Origin of the sequence: Lwoffella lincolnii, assembly GCF_002014765.1 — a bacterium.
GTDB lineage: Bacteria > Pseudomonadota > Gammaproteobacteria > Pseudomonadales > Moraxellaceae > Psychrobacter > Psychrobacter lincolnii.
This window is the reverse complement of record NZ_MUYT01000015.1, coordinates 26,511-48,340: the sequence shown is the minus strand read 5'-3', so window position 1 is coordinate 48,340 and position 21,830 is coordinate 26,511. Positions and strand designations below refer to the sequence as shown.

At 42.9% G+C, this 21,830-nt stretch carries 20 protein-coding genes; 8 read left to right on the top strand and 12 right to left on the bottom strand.

The window, feature by feature from the left end:
* The first annotated feature begins 49 nt into the window (after positions 1-49).
* From B0682_RS08580 to serA, 3 genes are all read left to right on the top strand, one after another.
* Positions 50-1,657: an aminoacyl-histidine dipeptidase gene (locus B0682_RS08580; RefSeq protein ID WP_078308261.1), complete on the top strand. Its 1,608-nt coding sequence runs from the start codon at positions 50-52 to the stop codon at positions 1,655-1,657.
* A gap of 287 nt (positions 1,658-1,944) precedes the next feature.
* Positions 1,945-2,514, top strand: coding sequence for a YceI family protein (locus B0682_RS08570; protein WP_078308258.1), 570 nt, complete (start codon positions 1,945-1,947; stop codon positions 2,512-2,514).
* A 106-nt stretch (positions 2,515-2,620) separates the two neighbouring features.
* Positions 2,621-3,847 (top strand): phosphoglycerate dehydrogenase, encoded by a 1,227-nt coding sequence (gene serA, locus B0682_RS08565; protein WP_078308256.1) that lies wholly within the window; start codon positions 2,621-2,623, stop codon positions 3,845-3,847.
* 101 nt (positions 3,848-3,948) lie between these two features.
* Here serA and B0682_RS08560 read toward each other — a convergent pair whose 3' ends face one another.
* The 8 genes from B0682_RS08560 to B0682_RS08525 form a co-directional block, all read right to left on the bottom strand.
* On the bottom strand, positions 3,949-4,494 hold the full coding sequence (locus B0682_RS08560; RefSeq protein ID WP_078308255.1) for a carboxymuconolactone decarboxylase family protein: 546 nt from the start codon (positions 4,492-4,494) through the stop codon (positions 3,949-3,951).
* Between the two features lie 134 nt (positions 4,495-4,628).
* Positions 4,629-5,273, bottom strand: a complete 645-nt coding sequence (locus B0682_RS08555; RefSeq protein WP_078308253.1) for a hypothetical protein — start codon at positions 5,271-5,273, stop codon at positions 4,629-4,631.
* Between the two features lie 94 nt (positions 5,274-5,367).
* Entirely contained in the window at positions 5,368-5,907 is a 540-nt protein-coding gene (locus B0682_RS08550; protein WP_078308252.1) for a GTP-binding protein, read from the bottom strand.
* 189 nt (positions 5,908-6,096) lie between these two features.
* Positions 6,097-6,912: a hypothetical protein gene (locus tag B0682_RS08545; RefSeq protein WP_078308250.1), complete on the bottom strand. Its 816-nt coding sequence runs from the start codon at positions 6,910-6,912 to the stop codon at positions 6,097-6,099.
* 187 nt (positions 6,913-7,099) lie between these two features.
* Positions 7,100-7,747, bottom strand: coding sequence for a hypothetical protein (locus tag B0682_RS08540; protein ID WP_143823341.1), 648 nt, complete (start codon positions 7,745-7,747; stop codon positions 7,100-7,102).
* 153 nt (positions 7,748-7,900) lie between these two features.
* Positions 7,901-8,647, bottom strand: coding sequence for a PhnD/SsuA/transferrin family substrate-binding protein (locus B0682_RS08535; protein ID WP_078308246.1), 747 nt, complete (start codon positions 8,645-8,647; stop codon positions 7,901-7,903).
* A gap of 2 nt (positions 8,648-8,649) precedes the next feature.
* Complete coding sequence (locus B0682_RS08530; protein WP_078308244.1) at positions 8,650-9,138, bottom strand: PAS domain-containing protein; 489 nt, start codon at positions 9,136-9,138, stop codon at positions 8,650-8,652.
* Positions 9,139-9,277: 139 nt separating this feature from the next.
* A complete protein-coding gene (locus B0682_RS08525) occupies positions 9,278-9,640 on the bottom strand; it encodes a roadblock/LC7 domain-containing protein (protein ID WP_078308243.1) in 363 nt (120 codons plus the stop codon).
* Between the two features lie 402 nt (positions 9,641-10,042).
* Between B0682_RS08525 and B0682_RS08520 the strand changes: the two genes are divergently transcribed.
* Positions 10,043-11,083, top strand: coding sequence for an NADP(H)-dependent aldo-keto reductase (locus B0682_RS08520; RefSeq protein ID WP_078308241.1), 1,041 nt, complete (start codon positions 10,043-10,045; stop codon positions 11,081-11,083).
* 77 nt (positions 11,084-11,160) lie between these two features.
* A complete protein-coding gene (locus tag B0682_RS08515) occupies positions 11,161-12,642 on the top strand; it encodes a CYTH and CHAD domain-containing protein (RefSeq protein WP_078308239.1) in 1,482 nt (493 codons plus the stop codon).
* A 186-nt stretch (positions 12,643-12,828) separates the two neighbouring features.
* On the opposite strand, the gene B0682_RS08510 is transcribed toward B0682_RS08515, so the two are convergent.
* From B0682_RS08510 to B0682_RS08495, 4 genes are all read right to left on the bottom strand, one after another.
* The gene (locus B0682_RS08510; RefSeq protein ID WP_078308237.1) at positions 12,829-13,437 is read right to left on the bottom strand and encodes a nitroreductase family protein; all 609 of its coding nucleotides are present in this window, start codon (positions 13,435-13,437) and stop codon (positions 12,829-12,831) included.
* A gap of 404 nt (positions 13,438-13,841) precedes the next feature.
* Positions 13,842-15,134 carry a PepSY-associated TM helix domain-containing protein gene (locus tag B0682_RS08505; RefSeq protein WP_240494947.1) on the bottom strand — a complete coding sequence of 431 codons (1,293 nt, stop codon included), beginning with the start codon at positions 15,132-15,134 and terminating at the stop codon, positions 13,842-13,844.
* Between the two features lie 26 nt (positions 15,135-15,160).
* Positions 15,161-17,320 carry a TonB-dependent receptor gene (locus tag B0682_RS08500; protein WP_078308235.1) on the bottom strand — a complete coding sequence of 720 codons (2,160 nt, stop codon included), beginning with the start codon at positions 17,318-17,320 and terminating at the stop codon, positions 15,161-15,163.
* A gap of 286 nt (positions 17,321-17,606) precedes the next feature.
* Positions 17,607-18,101: a L,D-transpeptidase gene (locus B0682_RS08495; RefSeq protein WP_078308312.1), complete on the bottom strand. Its 495-nt coding sequence runs from the start codon at positions 18,099-18,101 to the stop codon at positions 17,607-17,609.
* 171 nt (positions 18,102-18,272) lie between these two features.
* Between B0682_RS08495 and B0682_RS08490 the strand changes: the two genes are divergently transcribed.
* The 3 genes from B0682_RS08490 (at position 18,273) to rnt (ending at position 21,684) form a co-directional block, all read left to right on the top strand.
* A complete protein-coding gene (locus B0682_RS08490; protein ID WP_078308234.1) occupies positions 18,273-19,670 on the top strand; it encodes a hypothetical protein in 1,398 nt (465 codons plus the stop codon).
* A gap of 130 nt (positions 19,671-19,800) precedes the next feature.
* Complete coding sequence (gene pyrC / locus B0682_RS08485; protein WP_078308232.1) at positions 19,801-20,901, top strand: dihydroorotase; 1,101 nt, start codon at positions 19,801-19,803, stop codon at positions 20,899-20,901.
* A 129-nt stretch (positions 20,902-21,030) separates the two neighbouring features.
* Positions 21,031-21,684 carry a ribonuclease T gene (rnt, locus tag B0682_RS08480; RefSeq protein WP_205760129.1) on the top strand — a complete coding sequence of 218 codons (654 nt, stop codon included), beginning with the start codon at positions 21,031-21,033 and terminating at the stop codon, positions 21,682-21,684.
* The last annotated feature ends 146 nt before the right edge of the window (positions 21,685-21,830 follow it).

Sequence of the window (21,830 nt, the reverse complement as noted above, 5' to 3'; positions counted from 1 at the left end):
AATTGATAATTGATGATTAGCCATTCATTTTTATTCAAAAGGAAAATTTATGACCACCGATAACACCATCAACACCCCCAATAACACATCTAACAACACCCCCAGCAACACACTTAATCACCCCGTTGCCAATCTAGAGCCTAAAGAGGTCTGGTCATATTTTTATCAACTCACGCAAATTCCCAGACCATCACACCATGAAGAAGCCATTCAACAGTTTATGCTAGATTTTGGTAAAAGCTTGGGATTGGACACGCTAAAAGATGAAGTGGGCAACATCATCATTAAAAAACCTGCCACCCAAGGCATGGAACATTGTAAACCAGTGATTTTACAATCACATTTGGACATGGTGGCACAAGCCAACAAAGACAGCCAACATGACTTTGCCACCGACCCTTTACAAGTATACATTGATGAAGTAACTTCTGACACGCCTGCCAACATCAACACCAATGAAATGGGACAATGGGTCAAGGCTCATGGCACAACCTTAGGGGCAGATAACGGCATGGGTGTGGCTGCCATCATGGCGGTGCTTGCCAGTGATGACATCGCTCACCCTGACATAGAAGCCTTATTTACCAGCACTGAAGAGACAGGCATGGTGGGTGCGTTTGGACTACAGCCCAATATGTTAGAGGGTGAGATTTTACTTAATTTAGACTCAGAAGAGTTGGGAGAATTGTACATTGGTTGTGCTGGCGGAGTTGATGTAACCGCCAAGATGACCATTCGCCGCCAGCCCATACCTGATGGCATGGCAATCCATCACATCAAGCTGACAGGACTGCGTGGCGGACATTCTGGGCTAAACATCATTGACCAGCGTGCTAACGCCAATAAGCTATTGGTGCGGTGGTTGCTTGATTTAGATGATGTCTTAGGCGATAAATGGCGATTGATACGCTTAGATGGTGGCAACTTACGCAATGCCATTCCCCGTGAAGCAGATGCCATCATCGCTTTTGACCCTGTCCATCTTGATGACATCAAACGACATCTTACAGACCATCTTTTAACCTTGGCAAGCGAATATCAAGGCATCGAAAATGTCAAAAATCAGATGAGCATGACCATTGAACCTGTGCAACATGGCAATACACAACAGGATAAACAGCCAACTGATGCCATTGTGCCTGATGATGCCCAAAAGGTGCTCAATGTGATACATGCCTGCCCCAATGGGGTTTATCGCATGAGTGTGAGCATGAATGACTTGGTCGAAACTTCGGTCAATATGGGCATTGTCAGCACTGATGAGCATCAAATCACCATCAGTCAGCTCATCCGTTCATCACTAGACAGCAGCAAACAAGATTTATCTCGCCAATTACAAAGCCTATACACCTTAGCAGGGGCAAGCGTTGAGCTGTCTGGCAATTACCCAGGGTGGTCGCCCAATATGAACTCAGATATCTTAAAAGTCATGCAACACACAGGCAAAGAGCTGTTTGGGCAATCACCTGCCCTAAAAGGCATTCATGCAGGGTTAGAGTGTGGCATATTGGCACGACATTACCCACATTGGGACATGATTTCTTTTGGACCAACCATCACAGGGGCTCACTCACCTGATGAACGAGTGAAGGTGGACACAGTCGCTGTGTTCTTTGACTGGTTAAAAATGACTTTGGCCCATATTCCCAAACGATAAGCCAATCAGTGATAAGCTTGGGTTGTACCATGCTTGGGTTGTATTATGAAGGTTTTCTAATAATTTTTTTACACACACAACCCAAGCTCCTTCATCAATTCTTTATCAATCATTGGCAGTCAGTTACTAAAAATAACCATGATGCTGATGTGAATTCGTTTTTTTATGGTAACATAAACGAGTGGTTATTAACTTTTTCTTTACAACCAGATTGACAACCAAATTCATTGGTCCTTACCTATCCACTTCCACCATGATTTATTCGCCATTTTCTTAAAGGAGCTGTTATGAAAAAACTGACCTTATCTGCCATTTTAGCCCTATCTGCCATCACAAGTGTGGCTCAAGCCGAAACCTTTGTCATTGACTCCAAGCACACGGTGGCTCGCTTTGCCATTGACCACTTTGGCACATCCACCAATCATGGGGCATTTTATGATTTACAAGGTCAAGTGGAATTTGACCCAGCCAAAAAAACAGGTGCTGTTAGCATCACCATTCCCATCGAAAATTTAGACACAGGCATTGACGGCTTTAACAAACACCTAAAATCTGCTGATTTTTTTAATATTGAAAAACACCCAACCGCTTATTTTAAATCCACCAAATGGCACTTTAATGGCAATCAGCCCAGCAAGATTGACGGTCTCTTAACGCTACTTGGGCAAACGCACCCAATTACCCTAACCGCCACCAAATTTAACTGCTATGACAGCCCCATGCACAAGGCAAAAACCTGTGGTGGCGACTTTGAGACCGTGATTAACCGCAACAAATGGGGCATGGATAAATACAGCGACCTTAAAAGCATGCAAGATGTGAAATTAACCATTCAGGTTGAAGCCTATAAAAAATAGCATCACTCCCCAACCAATCCAACGAATTTGACACAAAAGCCCTAACGTTAGGGCTTTTTTTTAGGTATGATAATCAGGCATCATTTTTTGCATAAGGAAGCCCTTGATGACCCATTCACTAAACAAAGAAAAAATTCGCATTTTGCTGTTAGAAGGCGTTCATGACAATGCTTTGACCACCTTGCAAAAGGCAGGCTATCGCAACATTGAATACTTAAGCATTGCTCTGGACCAAGACGAGTTGATTGATAAAATCAAAGACGCGCACTTTATTGGCATTCGCTCACGCACCCAATTAACCCGTGAAGTGCTTGAACAAGCGGAAAAGCTGGTGGCAGTGGGTTGTTTTTGTATTGGCACTAACCAAGTGGATTTAGATGCCGCCCGTGAGCTGGGGGTTGTGGTGTTCAATGCCCCCTACTCCAACACCCGTTCAGTCGCTGAGTTGGTACTGGCTGAAACCATCATGCTCTACCGTGGCATTCCAGAAAAAAACACCACCGTTCATCGTGGTGGTTGGAGTAAATCTGCCAAAAACTCGCATGAAGTGCGTGGCAAAACCATGGGCATTGTTGGCTATGGCTCTATCGGCTCACAATTATCAGTGCTTGCTGAAAGTCTGGGCATGAAAGTCATCTATCACGACATCATCACCAAGTTGCCATTAGGTAACGCCATGCAAGTTGGCAGTTTTGATGAACTGTTAAGCCAAGCTGATGTGGTAACCTTACATGTGCCAGATACCCCCAACACTCGCAACATGATGACCGCCAAAGAGTTCGCTAAAATGAAAGATGGCAGTTACTTTATCAATGCCGCTCGTGGTGGCTGTGTCGACATTGATGCCTTAGCCGATGCGCTTGAATCAGGCAAAGTGCTGGGAGCTGCCATAGACGTGTTCCCTAATGAACCAAAATCCACCGATGAAGAATTCATATCGCCCTTACGCCGTTTTGATAACGTGATATTAACCCCCCATATCGGTGGCTCAACCCAAGAAGCCCAAGCCAATATTGGCTTAGAAGTGGCTGAAAAACTGGTTAACTACTCAGACACAGGGAACACCATCACCGCTGTGAATTTCCCAGAAGTGTCCATTCCCTTTAAAGAAGGCACACACCGCTTGTTACACATTCACCAAAACGTCCCTGGGGTACTATCACAAATCAACAGCCTATTTGCAACCGCTGGCGTGAACATTTTGGCACAAAGTCTGATGACGCAAGATGATGTTGGCTATCTGATGATGGACGTGGACGATAATAACTCAGATAAAGCCTTACAAATGCTCAAAGACGTCAAAGAAACCATACGAGTAAGGGTGTTGTATTAACGCATGCCCTAATGATGTAACCCAAAAAACCTACCCATAAAAAACCCCTTAGAAATCTAAGGGGTTTTTTGTAAGGAATATGAACTATCCATAATATAATTTTACGGAGCAAATGCCTGCAACTCTGGGTTAATGTCAGTTTTGGCAACGTTGTTGGCATAGTTACATAAGGTTGCCAATGCCACACCCATGATGATGTCTAAAATATTTTGTTCACCATAGCCTGCTTCTTTGATGGCTTTGACTTGCTCATCAGACACTTTACCACGGTTGTCTATCAATTGCATGGTAAATTGGGCTAAGGCTTGATACTTTTGGTTATCATCAATATTGGTGCGTGAACGCAATGCGGTCAATACTGTCTCAGGCATTTTTAATCTGGTGGCAACCTTGGTATGCCCTGCCACACAAAAATCACAACCATTATGAGCAGCCGCCGTGATTTGTACCACTTCAACTTCTTCGGCGGTCAAGCTGTTACTGGCATTCATTTTGCCCACTTCTTGATACATTTGTAGGGCGTGTGGTGAGTTTGCCAACACACCAATTAAATTTGGGATAAAACCATTGGCTTTTTGTACCGCTTCCACTCTGGATTTGGCTTCTTCTGGGGCAGATTCAAGGGTATTTACGGTTAAGCGAGTCATAACATTCCTTATTTTATTGTGAATAGACATGATTGATAAATATTGTTAATAGACAGCGTCAGTTAAAACAGCCAAGCCATCATGACTGTTTTAATATGGCGATATCAGATGACAAAATCAACCGATAAATGGTATTACTCTTGTACAAATCGCAAACCCGATGTTTTAATCGCCCATATCAACTCCACAAAGGCACGACTGTTGGTCAAAGGCTCGTCTTCTAATACTAGAATAAAGCCATTGCCATCAATCCATAAAAACATAAAGCTAGTTGCTGGTAACAATAAATCCACATGACGAAAAAAAGAAACCGCCTGCTCTTGAATGACCCAACCACGCTGACGTTGACGGTTTAAAAATTCTCCCAAATCCGCCCCTGCCACACATAGGGTATCGGCTTCTTGTTGACTATAGCCAACCCTAGCCAAACAAAAGCCTTCTGTATTGCCAATGGCAGCTCGGCGACTGCCTGACAGACTGGCGACCACATAGGGCAAAAACTGGTCTAACGGCAAATTGGGCGCGGTAATGCCTTGATTGATTCTTTGTACCCAACCCTTATCAATAAAGGTATCTAGCCATTCATGGTCATACTTATCTGTCCAATCACGAACAAGCCAGCTTCGCTTATTGGCAAGCAGTGCTTGTAACGACAGTGCTTCTTCGCTTGGCTTATCTTGGGCAAATGCCACGAACACCCCTTCTGGGGTCAGCATCAGATGGGGGTTATCTTGGCTTTGATGTTGTGATGACTGTTCGGTCTCAGAATTTAAAATCATGATGTTCTTATCAATCTGTCCAATTTCTTATCAATCTATCCAATAATGTCATTTTATCAATCAGCAACGTCAGTCATTTGGGCAACTTCAGTTACTAAAATCCACTGACAATCATATAAATCAATGACTTTACCAATTCTAGCATGTCTTCACGTTTGCGAGCATCAACCAAAATCACATTGGCAGTTACCCCTTTATTAACGACATGCTCAGATAACCGCTCATGTAAATCCCATGGAATGTCTTCGGCATGGGTTACGCCCACCACCAAAGCACTGCTGTTAATTAGGGGCATGAACTTATCCAAATAATAATCCAAATCGTCAAAGGGGTCAGCATCGGTGGCGTTGAGTAGCAATATTAAACCCAGTGCGTTTTCGCTTAATATTTCCCACATAAAGTCAAATCGGCGCTGCCCTGGTGTGCCATAGATGCGTACGGTCTCTCCGCTATCTAGCTTCATCACCCCATAATCCATTGCCACCGTGGTGGTGCGTTTGATGAATCTAACATCATCTGATGCCATTTCTTCTGTGGTCAGTATGTCCTTATCAGATAGGGAGCGAATGGCTTCTGTTTTACCTGCTCCCACAGGGCCTGCCACTATCAGTTTATAGATGTCATTTTTGGGCATAATTCGACCTTTTTATCATCAATTTATTATTCATTTGTCATCGTCAACGAATTAAAAGCGTTGTGAAACGTTTAAACTTTTGCAACCTTTTATCTGATAAAAATCAGATTGAACATTCAATGTTGCGTCATTCAATTTTGTGTTACTGAATGCTGCATTACCAAGATAAGCTGCATTACCAAGGCTGCATTACCAAGATAATTTGCTTAACAAACGCTGAAAAAATCCCGATTTTCTGGCTCGGTTGATGTCATTATTTTGTTGCCAGTTTGCCTTGGTAGCGAATTGTTCCACATTTTTTTTGGCATCAAAACTTGTGGCATCAACACCTTGTGCGATGATTTGCGATGTGATGACTGAAAAATCTGCCATTTTGGATAAGATGCTGAGCAATAAAATGGCATTTAAACGGTCTTCACTGACATTAGGAAAAAAATCTTTTAATTGTTTGACATTTTGGGGCGAATTCAGACACGTGGCAAATACCCGCCCAACAGACGCATCAACATCACCCAGATGAGCCAGATTGGGCATGTATCTGAGCTTTAAAGACAGTCGATGACCATCATAAGCCACTTCTTCGCTTAATACCGTCTGATACACTTGCCACATTAAGACATTAACGCTCATCTGACGGCCGCCAAGTTTTTTAAGCATGTTGAGATATTGTTGGGCTTCTTGTTCACTAATTTCATTAATTTGTATCATATCACTTAACACGTTATAGCTTTTGGTCAGTGATAAGTATTCAAGTATTCTTGGCAGATTTTCACTGATGGCATAGCCTTGTGGTGGGTGTACCAATGTGCAAGTGCGATGTACTTTGATGATAAACGGAGTGGTTTTGGCAAACAAATCAGACAATCCAAGGATAAATTTTTGATTGCCAACATGGTTAAAATGCCTTTGTAGCAGGTCTTTGATTGTTTCATTCATTTTTAATTGGGTCATGATTGTGTTTTGTGTTGATTTGGTTTGTGCTGACCATTGACTGGATAAGCTCATGGGTTTATTGTCCTAGGTAAAATGATTAACAGTTAAGTACCACAAAAATTTAAGTACCACAAAATAAATACCATCAAAATTTAAATACCATCAAATTTAAATGCCATCAAAATCGTGCCATCAGCCAAAATATTCAAAACAACACTCAACGCCACAAGCAAAGCAAAAGCAATGGACAAAGCGACAGCTATGAATCTTCACCACTTAAAGACTCTAATGACTCACGACAGCGTTGCCAGCGGGCATCTAATACCCAATTTTGTTTATTTAACCAAAACCACACTTTCATAAAGGCTATTTTGTCGCCACATGCCAAACAATGCAAAAAAAATTCTTCTTCTAAATGTAGAATTTGTGCCACATCATGATTCTGCCTTGCTAATAACAGCTGTTCAATCACCCTATCAGCCACATAAAATGAATGGTCACGGTTGGTGCGTTGTCGATGGACAGGCACTTGCAACGATGGCGTGAGCAACACACTCCATTCGGTGGCAAGCTGACTGCTACGCATCACAAACCCTTGTCGATTCACGCATTCAGCAAAATCATCATACACACCAGCACGCAATTTATCAGCGACTTTATCCAATATCGCCCTACCTTCAAATGCCACATCATACCAACAACCAAAAAAATAATCTGCCAACGCCCCCTGTACAGGGTCAGATTCATAAAACTGCATGGCGACATCAATCCGTTCATGATGTAAACGAGCATCATTAGGCATTTTGGCAATGTGGCGTGATAGTTGCCGAAAGTGGGTTTTTATCTGATGACTGGTAGAAAACTGAGCAGGCAGAGGCGTGATTTTAGGCGTCATGGGCAATATCATGGCTTCTTTTTACAGTTTAACAATAACAAATTAACAATAACAACTTAATAATAACAACAAAAATGGCTGATGTTAAATCCAACTTTAAATCCAGCATGGGCAACGCTTAAGCAACCCATGTGATTTACTCTGATTCATCTAAATTTGGCTGAGTTAATCCAGCAGTGTCGCCATCAAATCAATCATAAACTCAGCATCTTCTTCATTCATCGGCTCAAAACCTGATGTCATGCCAAGTTCAGCCAACACCGCTTGTCCATCAGCATCATCTTTAAGGGACAGCACCACATCGGTTAAGGATTGGGCATCAGCAAAGTCTTCTTTGACAAGCAACACATGGCTAATTTCAGAAATATCACTTTCAATCAGCACATGAAGCTGTGATTTGGTTAGGTTTGACAGTGATTCGTACACTTCTGCCATAAAAAAAGCAACATCGGCTTTGCCTTGAATGAGGGTGCGAGCGGCCGCCTGATAATTTTCGGTAATTTCAAAATTGACATCATTTTCGCTTAAGTCCACCGCTTCAAGCAATCGCATGCCAATCAGCTTGACATCACGGTTATCTGCCATGGCGATTTTACTGCCAGGTTTGAGTTGCTCAAGTGTGTTGATGTCGCCTTTGGCGGAGGATACGATGACCATTTCATCTGAATGATTGATGGGGCGAGCGACAGCTTGATAGCCTTTTTTACGGATAAGCTCTGCTGCATCAAATGGGTTGGCATATACCAAGGGTGGATTTTTATCAGCAATCAGCTGTTCTTGCTCTTCATGAGAAGATGGCGTTTCTAAATGCAAGGACAGATGGGAACGCTTTTGTAGCAACGTGTTGAACATGTGCCAGCCAGCAAAACGTTCTGGCGAGAAGTCGGGAGCGATTACAAAGGTCTCTGCCATAACTATTCTCCTTGCTTCATGGCTTGGTATTGGGCTTTGGTGTCTTCGATTTTACTGCGAGATGGCTTGCGACGCACAGATGTGTAGCCAACGGTTTCACCACGGCGGACATTAGGCACAACGGTGGCGTATACCCAATAATGCGTGCCATCTTTACACAGGTTTTTAACATAGCCATGCCATTTTTTGCCAGCTTTGACGGTTGACCATAGGCTTTCATAAGCGGCTTTTGGCATGTCTGGGTGGCGTAAAATGTGCTGTGGTTTACCAATCAGTTCATCTTCGGTGTAGCCACTGATTTCCACAAAGGCATCATTGACGTGGGTTAAGATGCCATTTAAGTCTGTGCGAGAGACGATGAGCTTGCCATCTGGGTATTCTCGTTCGATGTCGGTATCATAGACCGTGCGAGTCGTACCATCATGATAGGTCATGTGGTGCTCTGTGCTGTTGCCAGCAGGTTTAGGCATGTCATCTAGCTGAACGCTCATGGACATTCTCCTTAATATGATTCATTATGTGATGTGTGTTAATTGTCTTTATCAATTTGTCTATTAGTTTTCTATTAGTTTGTCTAAAATTTTTTCCCTAAAGTAAAACAGACCGTCTTAAGGCGGACAAGCCACCCAATCAGATAAGCTTTGCCAATGCTTCTGCGGCACGTTTGATGTCCAAGAAAATCAAGCCAAGTTTGGCGTTGGGTTTTGCCATGATGGTCAATACCGCTTCACGACCAGCTGATGTCATGATGACATAACCACGCTCACCTTGTACCAAAACACGGTCAGTACTGCCACGACCCAGCTCACTACCAGCACGATCACCCAGTGATAACAAGGCGGCAGACATCGCACCCACACGGTCTTCATCAACACCAGTAGGTAAGGCAGAAGCAATCATCAGACCATCAGTTGAAATCAAGGCAGATGCTTCAACATCAGCAGAAGAGCTGTTTAAATCTTCTAAAATTTGTTGGAACATATCAGTACGCATGGGCATTTTCCTTAAAAAAAATTTAACATTTAAAATGAATGAATGATGGATAAAACATTGCTCAACTTATGGTCATCAATGAACATCAAGGCATAATAAACATCAAGGCATAATAACATTGACCAAAATAGACCAAAATAACATTGGCTAACCAAAAGTCATTGGCAATTAACGCAAAGTTGCGTTACAGTAAATCAGTGTGGTTGCCATGAATTCAAACAAAACCGTCAATCCAAAAAAGACCGCTGGCAGTTCAAATAAGACCGCTTAGATGAATGAATGATGGCATCACAAAGAAAATAGGATAAAGATGACTGACAAACCATAAAATATGGCCACTTATCCTAAGTGTCAGATTAATATGAATGGCATCAAAATACAATAGAATTTGATAAGGATTTTATGAAATATTCTCATTTAGCAAAATTAGACGACAAAGTTTCAAAAATTTGTTTGGGAACGATGACATGGGGTGAGCAAAACAGCGTATCTGACGCTCACAAACAGATGGATTTTGCCTTAGGCGAAGGGGTCAATTTTTGGGACACCGCTGAGATGTACCCTGCGCCTTCCAAGCCTGCCAGCCAAGGTAACACCGAACGCTGTATTGGCTCTTGGTTTGCTAAGACGGGCAAACGTCAAGAGGTGGTGCTGGCAAGCAAAATCTCCCCTGCCGACCACTTAAGAGATGGCAACACCCGTTACATCGCCAAGCACATCGCTCAAGCCATTGACGGCAGTCTTGAGCGGTTGCAAACTGACTACATTGATTTGTATCAGTTGCACTGGCCAGAGCGTCAAGCCAACTTCTTTAGCAAGCGTGGCTATGACAATCAGATGGCAGAGCAATCATTAGAGGGTCTCACTTCATTTTTACAGACCATCGAAGCATTAAACGATGAAATCAAAAAAGGACGTATCCGAGCTTATGGGTTGTCTAATGAGACCGCTTGGGGCGTGATGCGATACATCACCGAGGCTCAAAAACATGGCTTGCAACCGCCCAGCAGTGTGCAAAACCCCTATAACTTACTCAACCGCACTTATGAGATTGGTTTGGCAGAGATTGCCCACCGAGAAGATGTTGGGCTGTTGGCATATTCGCCATTGGGTTTTGGGGTGTTATCGGGTAAATACCTAAATGGCAATAAACCTGATGGGGCAAGATTGACTTTGTTTGACCGCTTTAGCCGTTATACCAACCCACAAGCTCAAGTTGCCACCCAAGCTTATGCCGATATCGCCAAAGTGGCAGGGTTGGACATGGCTCAAATGGCGTTGGCGTATGTCAATAGCCGTCATTTTATCAAAAGTACCATCATCGGAGCCACCAACCTTGAGCAATTAAAAACCAACATTGATTCTATCCATCTGACATTGTCTGATGATGTGCTGACAGCAATTGAAAACGTGCATACCCAACAGCCCAATCCTTCTCCCTAAACATTTTTTTATGCAAAGTTATTTTTTATGCAAAGCCATTTAAAGTAAAGCCATTTAAAGTAAGGACACACATCATCATGCAAGAGATTGAGCTAAAATTTTTAGTACCTGATGCCAAAATCGATGCCATCAAACGCCAAACGCACGTCAAGTCTGCGGTAACCGAAACGTTGGCAGCACACTATTTTGACACCCCAGAGCAACACCTTGCTAAAGCAGGCATGGCGTTACGTATCCGTCAAGAAGGCGATGAATGGGTACAAACTTTAAAGATGAACGGTAACGGTCTGACAAGCCGTACCGAGTTTAACAACGTGCAAGACAGCCAACAAATCAAGCAAGCACTTGCCACTGACAGCCTGTTACCTGACTTAAGCCCATATGCTGAGCAAGCAGATTTACCCATCAATGACAAACACATACAACAGCAACTGACACGTCAATACATCACCGACGTCAGTCGCACAAAACGACTTATTAAGCAAGATGGCAACGTGGTGGAAGTGGCGTTTGACATAGGTAAGGTCATTCACGGTACGGATAGCAACAACCAGCAATCACTACAAGAAATCGAGTTTGAGCTGATTGAAGGGGACGTGGCATTTTTATTTGACACTGCCAAGACGTGGTGCAGACGCTATACGCTGTGCTTATCCACGGTAACAAAAGCGGAACGTGGTTCAATGTTATTGACAGGTCAAAAACATGGCAACGCCACCAAAGCGGATTTATCTGCCTTACAAGTTGATAAAAACATGAGCCAAGGAGCATTCATGCGTGCGGTGGTGCATCATTGTCTATTGCAGATATTGCCTAACGCCAGTGCCATTGTGGCAGGCAGTCAGGACGGCAACCATGTGCATCAGTTGCGAGTGGGCATTCGCCGTTTACGAACAGCATTGAAATTTTTTGACGGTTTTAGCAAGCAGTTGAATCCTGATTGGGCATTGGTGCTTAAGCAGACTTTCAGTTTGCTTGGTGAATATCGTGATTGTGATGTCTTGCAAAATAAAACTCAACCCATGCTAGAGACCCAAGGCTCACCCAAAGTGGACTGGCAAATAGACATCAAGGTGATGCCCATCGATGCGGTGCGAGCCAATGATTTTCAGCTGACTTTATTGGATTTGATGGCGTTTGCCTTGTCTGATGACAAAGACGACACTCAAAAACCCGCCAAAGCCAAATTAAGCAAAATCATGACTAAGTTATTTGGCAAAATCACCAATGCCAGTGAGCGGTTTGCAGATTTGGACGTGGAAGCTCAGCATGACGTGCGTAAACAGCTAAAAAGTCTCCGTTACATCAGCGAGTTCACCGCCCCCATGTATCAAACAAAAAAGAGCAAAAAATTCCTACGCCATCTTGAGCCAGCTCAAGACATACTGGGCGAATATAATGACAACATGGTTGGGTATGACTTTTATCAACACAAAGCCAGCACTGACCCCAATGCCTACTTTGCGGTGGGTTGGTTTTATGCTCAAAGACAGCAAGCCGCCAAAGTGTGTGCCAATGCGTTAAAAACAGTCAAAGATGCCCCAAAATTTTGGGATTAATATTTGGGGTTAATATTAGGGCGTGCTTCTATTTGGATAATGTGGCTAAAAATACCCAAATAAGGACACGCCCTGTTTGGATATGTTTACCCTTGCTTGGGTATCTGGATTGAAATGACTGAATAAAAAAGACAGCCCAAGTTGGCTGTCTTTTTTTAGATTGATTTTTTGGGTTAAATCACTCCATTAACCCAACACTCTCATACGTTCGCTCACAGGTTTAAACGATTTTTCGCCAGCTGGCTCTACAATGCCACCAAATGGCATTTGAGCAATCAATTGCCAATTTGACGACACATTGAATTCATTGGCGACTTGTTTTTCAAACACAGGAGCATAGTGCTGTAAATTTGCCCCAATGCCCATTTGACGCAAAGCAACCCAAATGGCGTACTGGTGCATGGCATTGGTATGCTCTGACCACACAGGGAAACTGTCTGCATAGGTTGGGAATTGCTTTTGCAATTCTTTAACCACTGTTTGGTCTTCATAAAACAATATCGTGCCTGCCGCTGCCCGAAAACTTGCCATCTTGTCTTTGGTGGCAGAAAAATCGCCATCACCGACAATCGCTTTTAGTTGAACACTGCATATGTCCCACAACTTTTGATGTTCTTCACCAAACAGCACTAAAATGCGAGTGGATTGTGAGTTAAATGATGAAGGCGTGTGCAAAATGGCGTGTTCAACCGCATCAATCACTGACTGTTTGGCAACAGGCAATTGATTGTTTAACGCATAAACTGTACGGCGATTTTTGTGGGCATCATGTAGGGCGTGTAGGCTTGCTGACATAGATTTTTTTCCTTTAGTTAAACTTAATGGGTAAATGGGTAATGTTAATATTTAAACACATGGTCATTGAAGTGAACAATGATTTTTACTGTGTTGGTTGCCAATAGTTGCTTACCAATAATTGAGTTGCTGCCTTTCGCCAGTACACTTACGCTGAAAGTTACGTACTGGAGAACTGTTTACAAAGTCCCAAGTTACACAGCACCAAGTCCCAGCACATCAGCTAAACAGATTTATTTTAGTCAATGCTTGGATTTTTCATTGATGGTCATCATGTTTAATTGTCATCATGTTTAATGGTTAGATGATACCATGTTGGTGCTGACATCTCCACCTAAATCAAAACCACCTAAATCAAAAAATTATGGGTGGAAAATGACGCACGATAAGTTTAAATGAGTGCCTCAGGACATGCTTTCTTTGCGTATTTTTTTTGCAAATTTTTGTTTGGCATGCCTACGATTCTTGTGGCCATGCCACCACAGATACACACCTGTAACGCTCAATATCGCTACTATCACACCAAACACACTCAAAAATAATCGATACGCAATCGAATCAATCTGAGCCAAATGAATGGCGTAAATTACCTGTTCCACCCGATTGCCAAAATTCGCTTCTGAGCCAAACGTTACTTTTTCGACATTGCCAGTTACCGCATTAACGGTTACGCTAGATGCACCACGACCTGTGCCAAAATCCTCATTGGTGGTAAATCGGAGTTGCCACGCTTGTTCATCGCTCACCCAACGCAAACTAAGCGGTCTTTCAAAGCTTTTGCCTGTTTGTTGACTTTGGGTTTGGGCAATTTGAATTAAAGTGTCAATGGCATGATATTTATCAATCGCTAGGGTATTGATTGGATCGGATTGTACTTCTTGATATTTTTCTATTATAGGCTTGGGTGCAGGTTGTTTTAAGCCAACCACTGCTTGCATGACAGGTTGATATACAGGCTTGAGATTAAAACCCACACTTGACCACGCCACCATCAGCGATAAGCCCCAAAACCACAGCCCAAACGCATGGTGCATATCAAAATTAAGCTTAAATACGCTAGAAAATTTGCGAATTTTCCACGCCCGAGACCAGCGTTGAAACCAATTTTTGAACCGATTTGGTTGTGATGTGGTGGTGGGTTTTTGCTTTTTCTTAGCTGGTCTGCGAGGAAACGTCAGATAAAAGCCGATAAAGCAATTTATTGTCCATAACAAACCCACCATTCCCATCATGGTTTTACCAAAGTTGTCTAATAACAGGTTTCTATGAAACCAAAAAACTTTGTACATGGTGTTTTGCCATGCCCACATATTTTGGTTACGAGTACCGATGATTTGACCTGTATAAGGATTGACGAATACTTGGTTAAAAGTAGGCTTTGCTTGTGGTTGATTGGGTTTTTGGGGTTGTCTGTCCACGACAAATTTTACCGAGCGATTTGGCTTAATCTGCACAGGCATTGACGAGAATTTTTTATCAGGAAAACTTGCCACAACTTTGTCATGCAATACGGCAATTGGTAAAACATCAGAATTACTGGGTTCAACATACGCTAGGCGTTGGTTAAACCATTCATCCAATGGGTCGTAAAAGGGCAGCACCATGCCAGTTATCGCCGTTATTATTAAAAATATCGCCATGGTTAAGCCAATATAGCGGTGAATATGAATATTCAGTTCACGAAAGGTCATCAGCATCTCTGGGTCAAATATTTTTATACGATTTAAAACTCATAATTTAACCGTGCCATAAATGACCGTGGTGAGCCGGGCATACTGCCAGACCGCCAATATTCCGTGTTAAATAGGTTGTTGACTGCCAGCGTGGTACTCAGTTGCTTGTTAACTTGATAACCAAACATCGCATCGACACGGGTAAAGCCTTCAATGTTGCTATCCACACCTGTTCTGGTATTATAATTGTAACGTTCATCTGAGTGAGTGACGCCCATTTCGCCATACCAAGTAGGGTTTGGTACATAACGTACGAATAAATTGCCTTGAATATCGCTGGTGCCATTTAGATGTTTACCTTCAAAGATGGGGTTGCTTTTGTCTTCTTTGACTTTGGCAGACATCACGCCCAAAGAGCCACGCAGATACCATTTATCACTTAGTTTACCGACAGCACTTAGGTCAATCCCTTGAGATTGTTCTTCACCTCGTATCGCAAAATCGAATGGGCGATTTTCGGGGTCGGGGCGATAGCGAATGTCATAGTGCGACAATTGATAAAGTGAGGCGGTGGTGCTAAGTTTACCATTCAACCAGTCACTTTTTAGTCCGATTTCATATTGTTTATTATGTTCGGGGGCTTGATTGACTTTTCGTTGGTCACCGATGGTCACACCCAAATAGCCGTTGCCACCATACGGAGAATAGCTTTTGGCATACGAGGTATAGAGAGTATGTTCTGGAGTAACATTCCAAACCAAGCCAATATTTGGGCTAAAGGCGGTATCATCGACTTTTTGTTTTTGGTGGGTGATATTTTCACTTTCAAAGCTGTAATTATCCCAACGTCCACCCAGCATGACTTTAAAATCAGGGGTTAAGCTGACTAAATTTTGAGCAAATAATGAATGTGTTGTCCCTTTATGGTGGTTATCGATGCTAGCAGGGGACAGTCGATGGGTATTTTTTATCCAAGTATTTGGCAAATAGGGATCAATCGTTACTGCTCCTGACCTTGCAAATAATAGCGGATTACGTTGTTCTTGCGAAAAGTCATAACCAAGTGAGATTTGATGGTCGATTTTCCCTGTCGTGGCAGTACCTTTTAACATCACACTTGAAGATAGGGTTTTATTTTCAGTTTGTTGCCACGCATAGCTTTGTCTAAGTCGATTATCGGGTGTGAGTGTTCCACCATAGTAATGGTCAAAGTCTTGATTGGCTTTACGATAGCCTGCCGTCCATTCCGCTGTCCAGTTTGGCGAAATATCATATGCCAATGATGAGCGTAAAAAGTGCAATTTATCAGTCACTTCATCACCATCATGGGCAAAACCTTTATCATAGCCAAGTTTTAGGGTGTCATATACTGATTTTTCTGGGCCACGGTCAGGGACACGCCATGCTTCATCGTAGGTATATTGCCCTTCCCAACGCAGTTTCTTATCATCTGAACGCCATATGATACTGGGTGAAACCATTTTGTTTTTATATTCAATGCCTGACCGAAAAGAATCGCCTTGTTCATAATCGGTGGTCAAACGCACAGCAGTATTGGGATTTAGCACTTGATTGCTATCAAGCGAAATGCCCATTCTATCCCACGAACCACCCCGCACATTAACTGAGTTACGTTGGGCAAAATTGGCTTTTTTGCTGACCAGATTAATCACACCACCACCACGGCTACGCCCAAACAACACCGAAGCAGGCCCTTTTAACACTTCCACCCGCTCAACATTGGCGGTACTACGACGCACTTGACCACTAGATCGGATACCATCAAGGTAGATATCGCTGGCATCGGCAGAGAAGCCTCGAATGTTGATACTTTCACCTCGCATATCATAGGTCGCATCAATTCCTGCATTGCCTTCCACAATCGAGCTTAAGTCATTCGTACCATATAGTTTATTTTTTTGCACATTGATGGTCTCTATGGTTTGAGGCACATCTTTAACGGCCATCTCACCACGAGTGATTGACGCTTGATGATACTTGTTATAGCCAAGTGTCTGTTTTTGGTCAGAGGTGGATTCGATGATGATGGTTGGTAATGTGACTTGAAATTCTTTAGAAATGCCATTGATATCCATTTCGTCGGCAACCACTTCGGCATAAACCGTGGAACTGCCCATCAATAAAACCACGCTTAAACAACGAACCAACACAGAAAGTTTAAAAGAAAAGGGTCGGGAATAAGCACTCATCAATCAATATCCTTCATAACGGTAATGGGTGCAAATATTACAAGATGACTACTTAAATGTAAATAATAATAATTATTATTTACGATAAGATACGATGAGTTATTGGCATGCTATCAAGGTACGATAGCATTGAATAAAAAATTATGGCACAGATTTATCTGATTTTTGTTTAACAGTGTCAGTTAACAGTATCAGTTAATAATTGATGCTTAATCACACTTTAAGTTTAATTACATTGTTAAAATTCAATGTTAAAACCTGTTATTAATGACTAAATCAGTAATGACTATTTAGCAATGATATCGACTTTTGTCCCTATGCTAACTTCATCAAACAACCGCATCACATCAGCGTTACGCATACGAATACAACCATGTGACATCGGCACACCCATTGGCTCACTGTCTGGTGTGCCATGGATATAAATATAGCGGGCATGTGTATCACAACAACCCTGTGAATTATGCCCTTGATTGATGCCTTGCTCACAGCCTGATAACCATAAGATGCGAGTTAATATCCAATCTCGCTTAGGTGCTTGCTCACCAAGCAGTTGTGTGTATGTCTCCCCTGTTGGCACACGCCCAACAAACACCGCATTCATCGGCTCGTCTGCTCCGATTTTTTCCGTGATGACGTGTCTGCCCAGTGGCGTTTGTCCACTGCCTTCAAGATTGCCAATGCCATTTTTGCCTGTCGAGATGGTAAACATCTCTGTCAAGACATCGGATTGGTAAAGAAAAAGCGTTTGCTTGGCGATGTTGATGATGATGTGAGTCATGTCGTCTGATGTGTTGCATACCATATTGTTTAATTGTTAAAAATCCATTGATAAATTAACATTCATCACTGAAACATTTGTCAATAAAGCTTAAATGATAACGCTTGGGTTGTCTATTGGGTCATAAATGCGTAAGATTGTCATCAATTTTAATCATGATTTGATGCTTTTATGTCGCATTTATCTCCCACTCGTGTTTCTGTTTATGATTTCTTGTACCAAGATACCCAGCCTATCGTGCCACTGTTGGCAGATGCCACCCAACTGTCTCTGCCCCAAGCTCGACAAGGTCTGACATTGTGCTTACAATCATTTTGCTTTGGTTTGATTAAGGCTCATCAAGCCTTAGATGCAGACACTGTTCACAAACGTTTGTTACAACGTGCCAATATCAAAACCTTACGCCAATACAATGCCATGAACCTACATACCATGCAACAAGTCAGCCTTAATGTGCAGGGTATGGCAACCCTGTTATTTCACGGTGCAAACACAGCCTCTGTCATCAGCGATGACATTGCCAAACATCTTGCGACCAAACCACATCAAGCAGAAATTTTATTGGATTTGGTCATCGGTTTGGCACTCAGGGAACTGAGCATCATTGTTGATTATGCTCAGCTTAACAGTGATGAAATTGCCCAATGGTTGTCCCTACAGCCACAATTTTTGCAAGCCAAACGTTTTGCCATGACTGACGAGAAAAAAACAAATGTGGAAAAAACAAGCCCCACAGTAACCACACAAATCGAGCAATCAGACCAATTAACTCAACAATCATCATCAGATAATGCCACACCCCCCACCATCGATGTCAAGCATTGGCAAACCCTATTGGCAATGATACTACCAACGCCGCCAACACCAACTGACAACACCCATACTGACAATTCCCATACTGATGGCTCAGCAAGCAATGCAACAAACAACCTAATAACCAATACAAACAACAATACCAACCATGGTAACGCTGATAAAGGTCTACCAAGCTATGCCAAAGCCATCGGACGTACCCAAACACCCAAGGCATTGACAACCACATCGACAGCAAAATCAGCAACCTTAGCAAACATGCCAACCACCACCAACCAACCACCCTTAGTCACACAGTTTACCAGCATGACAGGCATTCACCTGCCGCATCGGCGTTGGCTATTACAATTAGCCCAAGTAACAGATGTTTATCTCAGCAGACAACGGCTAAAAATCAATGAAGAACCCAACATATCGCACTCTCGTCCTTTGGTGAACTTTGGGTTTTTGCAAGAAAACCGACCACTGGCCACCAATGAAACGCCATTTGAGTTTGATGAACCTGCACCCTTTTATAAAAATCCAGTGATTTTACTGATTGTGGCGGTGATTGGCGGACTATTGTTATTAACAGTGCTAAAATATCACCATCAGCAACCTGCCCATCAACCATCTGCTCCAACCACACCAACCATTGCCCCATCACAAGACGTGGTGATTTTAAGAGTGAATGAAGACGACACACCTGAACCACCATCTGACCCAAAAGTTGATAAACAAACAGTCAATAACCAGACAAAAGAGACAAAAAAATAACAAGTAGCCCAAATCAATGCCCAATCAATGTAGATTCTTAGGGCATGTCCCTAATAACAATCCAGTGATTAAACAATCCAGTGGTTATTCAATGGCGATGGATTATCCAACACTTAGGAAACGCAACATCATGCCCACACAGACCCCAACAAACACAGCACAAACACCCAACCGCTTGACCATTATCCAACCTGATGACTGGCACATTCATTTGCGTGATGGCGATGCCCTTGCCACCACCGTGCCACACGCAGCTGCCACCTTTAATCGGGTCATATGTATGCCAAATCTTGTACCACCCATCAAAACCACACAAGAAGCATCTGCTTATCGTGAGCGTATCTTACAAGCATTGGCAGACAGCGACCTAAGTCCATCTCGCAAAAATGCCTTTAACCCGCGCATGGTGCTATATCTGACAGATAACACCGATGCCAAGCAGATTGCCCACGCTCATGCCAGCGGTGTGGTACAAGCAGTCAAGCTCTATCCAGCAGGAGCAACCACCAATTCAGCGGAAGGTGTTACGGATTTAAAAAACTGCCATGCCGTGCTAGAAGCCTTACAAAAATACGCAATGCCCTTACTGGTACATGGTGAAGTTACGCATGGCAACGTGGATATCTTTGACCGTGAAGCTTGCTTTTTAGACAGTGTGTTATCGCCATTATTAAAGGATTTTCCTGAATTAAAAGTCGTGGTTGAACACATCACCACCGCCGATGCTGTTGAATTTGTCATGGCTCATGGTGATAATGTGGCAGCAACCATCACGCCACAACATTTGCTGTTTAATCGCAATCACATGCTGGTTGGTGGCATCAAACCCCATTATTACTGCTTGCCAATCCTAAAACGCCAACGCCATCAGCACGCCCTTATCAAAGCCGCCACCAGTGGTAACCCAAAATTCTTCTTAGGCACAGATTCTGCCCCACACACCACCAACACCAAAGAAAATGCTTGTGGTTGTGCAGGCTGTTACTCAGCTCCCATCGCCATATCACTGTATGCCAATGCCTTTGAACAAGTAGGGGCATTGGACAAATTAGAAGGATTTGCCAGCATTTTTGGGGCACTTTTTTATGGCTTACCAGTCAATAACACACACATCACATTAATCAAATCACCCTTGACCATTCCTGAGCATTATCCCTATTTTGACAACAAAACCCTAACCCCACTATTGGCAGGGACAATAACCACTTGGCAAATACAGACTGACAGATAATCCAACAGACCAGTTAAAAAGCCAGGCAGACACAACGTAACAGGCACAACGTAACAGGCACAACGTAAGCAGACACGACGCATGAGTAACGAATCACAAAACCAAAGTACAAACGCATCACTGACAAATATTGCCAATCTTACCAAGCCCACCAAGCCTAAAATTGCCGAACGATTTCGCAACTTTTTGCCTGTGGTGGTCGATGTTGAAACCGCAGGCTTCAATGCCACAACCGATGCCCTACTTGAAATTGCCTGCCAGCCCATCTTAATGGATACTGATGGCAAACTTTATCCAAGCGATGCCATCAGTGCCCATATAAACCCTTTTAAAGGAGCAAACTTAGAAGCCAGTGCCCTAGAATTTACAGGCATTGACCCCAACAACCCTTTAAGAAAAGCAATCGCCGAAGACGAAAAAGTCGCCCTAAGACGTATTTTTAAACAACTCAAAGACATTCGCCGAGATAACGACTGTCGCCAATGTGTGTTGATTGGGCATAATGCCCATTTTGACTTAGCATTTTTAAATGCTGCCATCGAACGCACCAATAGCAAAAATCACAGTCCCTTTCATGCGTTTTCGGTGTTTGATACCGTAACTTTGGCAGGATTAGCATTTGGACAAACAGTCTTGGCAAGGGCGTGTGCCACTGCTGGTATTGAGTTTAGCAGTCGTGAAGCCCACTCTGCCATTTATGACACTCAAAAAACTGCCGAGCTATTTTGTTTTATCATGAACAGCTATCCGATGTTATTAACCCAACCTCCCCACCAAACCTAGCGGTTTAGGTATGTTAGTTAGGTGAGTTGATTGAATGGTAGATGTGCATTAGATAGTATATTGAAAAACAAGAACACGCCACTTAGGCTTAAGGCTGAAATTTCCACCTAAATTTTTGATTTAGGTGGAGAATGACCCATGATAAG

Coding starts and splice junctions, on each gene's coding strand:
- B0682_RS08515 (WP_078308239.1), top strand. CDS start 11,161: ATGCAAGAGATTGAGCTAAAATTTTTAGTACCTGATGCCAAAATCGAT.
- B0682_RS08490 (WP_078308234.1), top strand. CDS start 18,273: ATGTCGCATTTATCTCCCACTCGTGTTTCTGTTTATGATTTCTTGTAC.
- B0682_RS08495 (WP_078308312.1), bottom strand. CDS start 18,101: ATGACTCACATCATCATCAACATCGCCAAGCAAACGCTTTTTCTTTAC.
- B0682_RS08520 (WP_078308241.1), top strand. CDS start 10,043: ATGAAATATTCTCATTTAGCAAAATTAGACGACAAAGTTTCAAAAATT.
- B0682_RS08545 (WP_078308250.1), bottom strand. CDS start 6,912: ATGAGCTTATCCAGTCAATGGTCAGCACAAACCAAATCAACACAAAAC.
- serA (WP_078308256.1), top strand. CDS start 2,621: ATGACCCATTCACTAAACAAAGAAAAAATTCGCATTTTGCTGTTAGAA.
- B0682_RS08525 (WP_078308243.1), bottom strand. CDS start 9,640: ATGCGTACTGATATGTTCCAACAAATTTTAGAAGATTTAAACAGCTCT.
- B0682_RS08580 (WP_078308261.1), top strand. CDS start 50: ATGACCACCGATAACACCATCAACACCCCCAATAACACATCTAACAAC.
- B0682_RS08530 (WP_078308244.1), bottom strand. CDS start 9,138: ATGAGCGTTCAGCTAGATGACATGCCTAAACCTGCTGGCAACAGCACA.
- B0682_RS08500 (WP_078308235.1), bottom strand. CDS start 17,320: ATGAGTGCTTATTCCCGACCCTTTTCTTTTAAACTTTCTGTGTTGGTT.
- pyrC (WP_078308232.1), top strand. CDS start 19,801: ATGCCCACACAGACCCCAACAAACACAGCACAAACACCCAACCGCTTG.
- B0682_RS08550 (WP_078308252.1), bottom strand. CDS start 5,907: ATGCCCAAAAATGACATCTATAAACTGATAGTGGCAGGCCCTGTGGGA.
- B0682_RS08535 (WP_078308246.1), bottom strand. CDS start 8,647: ATGGCAGAGACCTTTGTAATCGCTCCCGACTTCTCGCCAGAACGTTTT.
- B0682_RS08570 (WP_078308258.1), top strand. CDS start 1,945: ATGAAAAAACTGACCTTATCTGCCATTTTAGCCCTATCTGCCATCACA.
- B0682_RS08540 (WP_143823341.1), bottom strand. CDS start 7,747: ATGATATTGCCCATGACGCCTAAAATCACGCCTCTGCCTGCTCAGTTT.
- B0682_RS08505 (WP_240494947.1), bottom strand. CDS start 15,134: ATGCTGATGACCTTTCGTGAACTGAATATTCATATTCACCGCTATATT.
- B0682_RS08560 (WP_078308255.1), bottom strand. CDS start 4,494: ATGACTCGCTTAACCGTAAATACCCTTGAATCTGCCCCAGAAGAAGCC.
- B0682_RS08555 (WP_078308253.1), bottom strand. CDS start 5,273: ATGATTTTAAATTCTGAGACCGAACAGTCATCACAACATCAAAGCCAA.
- B0682_RS08510 (WP_078308237.1), bottom strand. CDS start 13,437: ATGTCAGCAAGCCTACACGCCCTACATGATGCCCACAAAAATCGCCGT.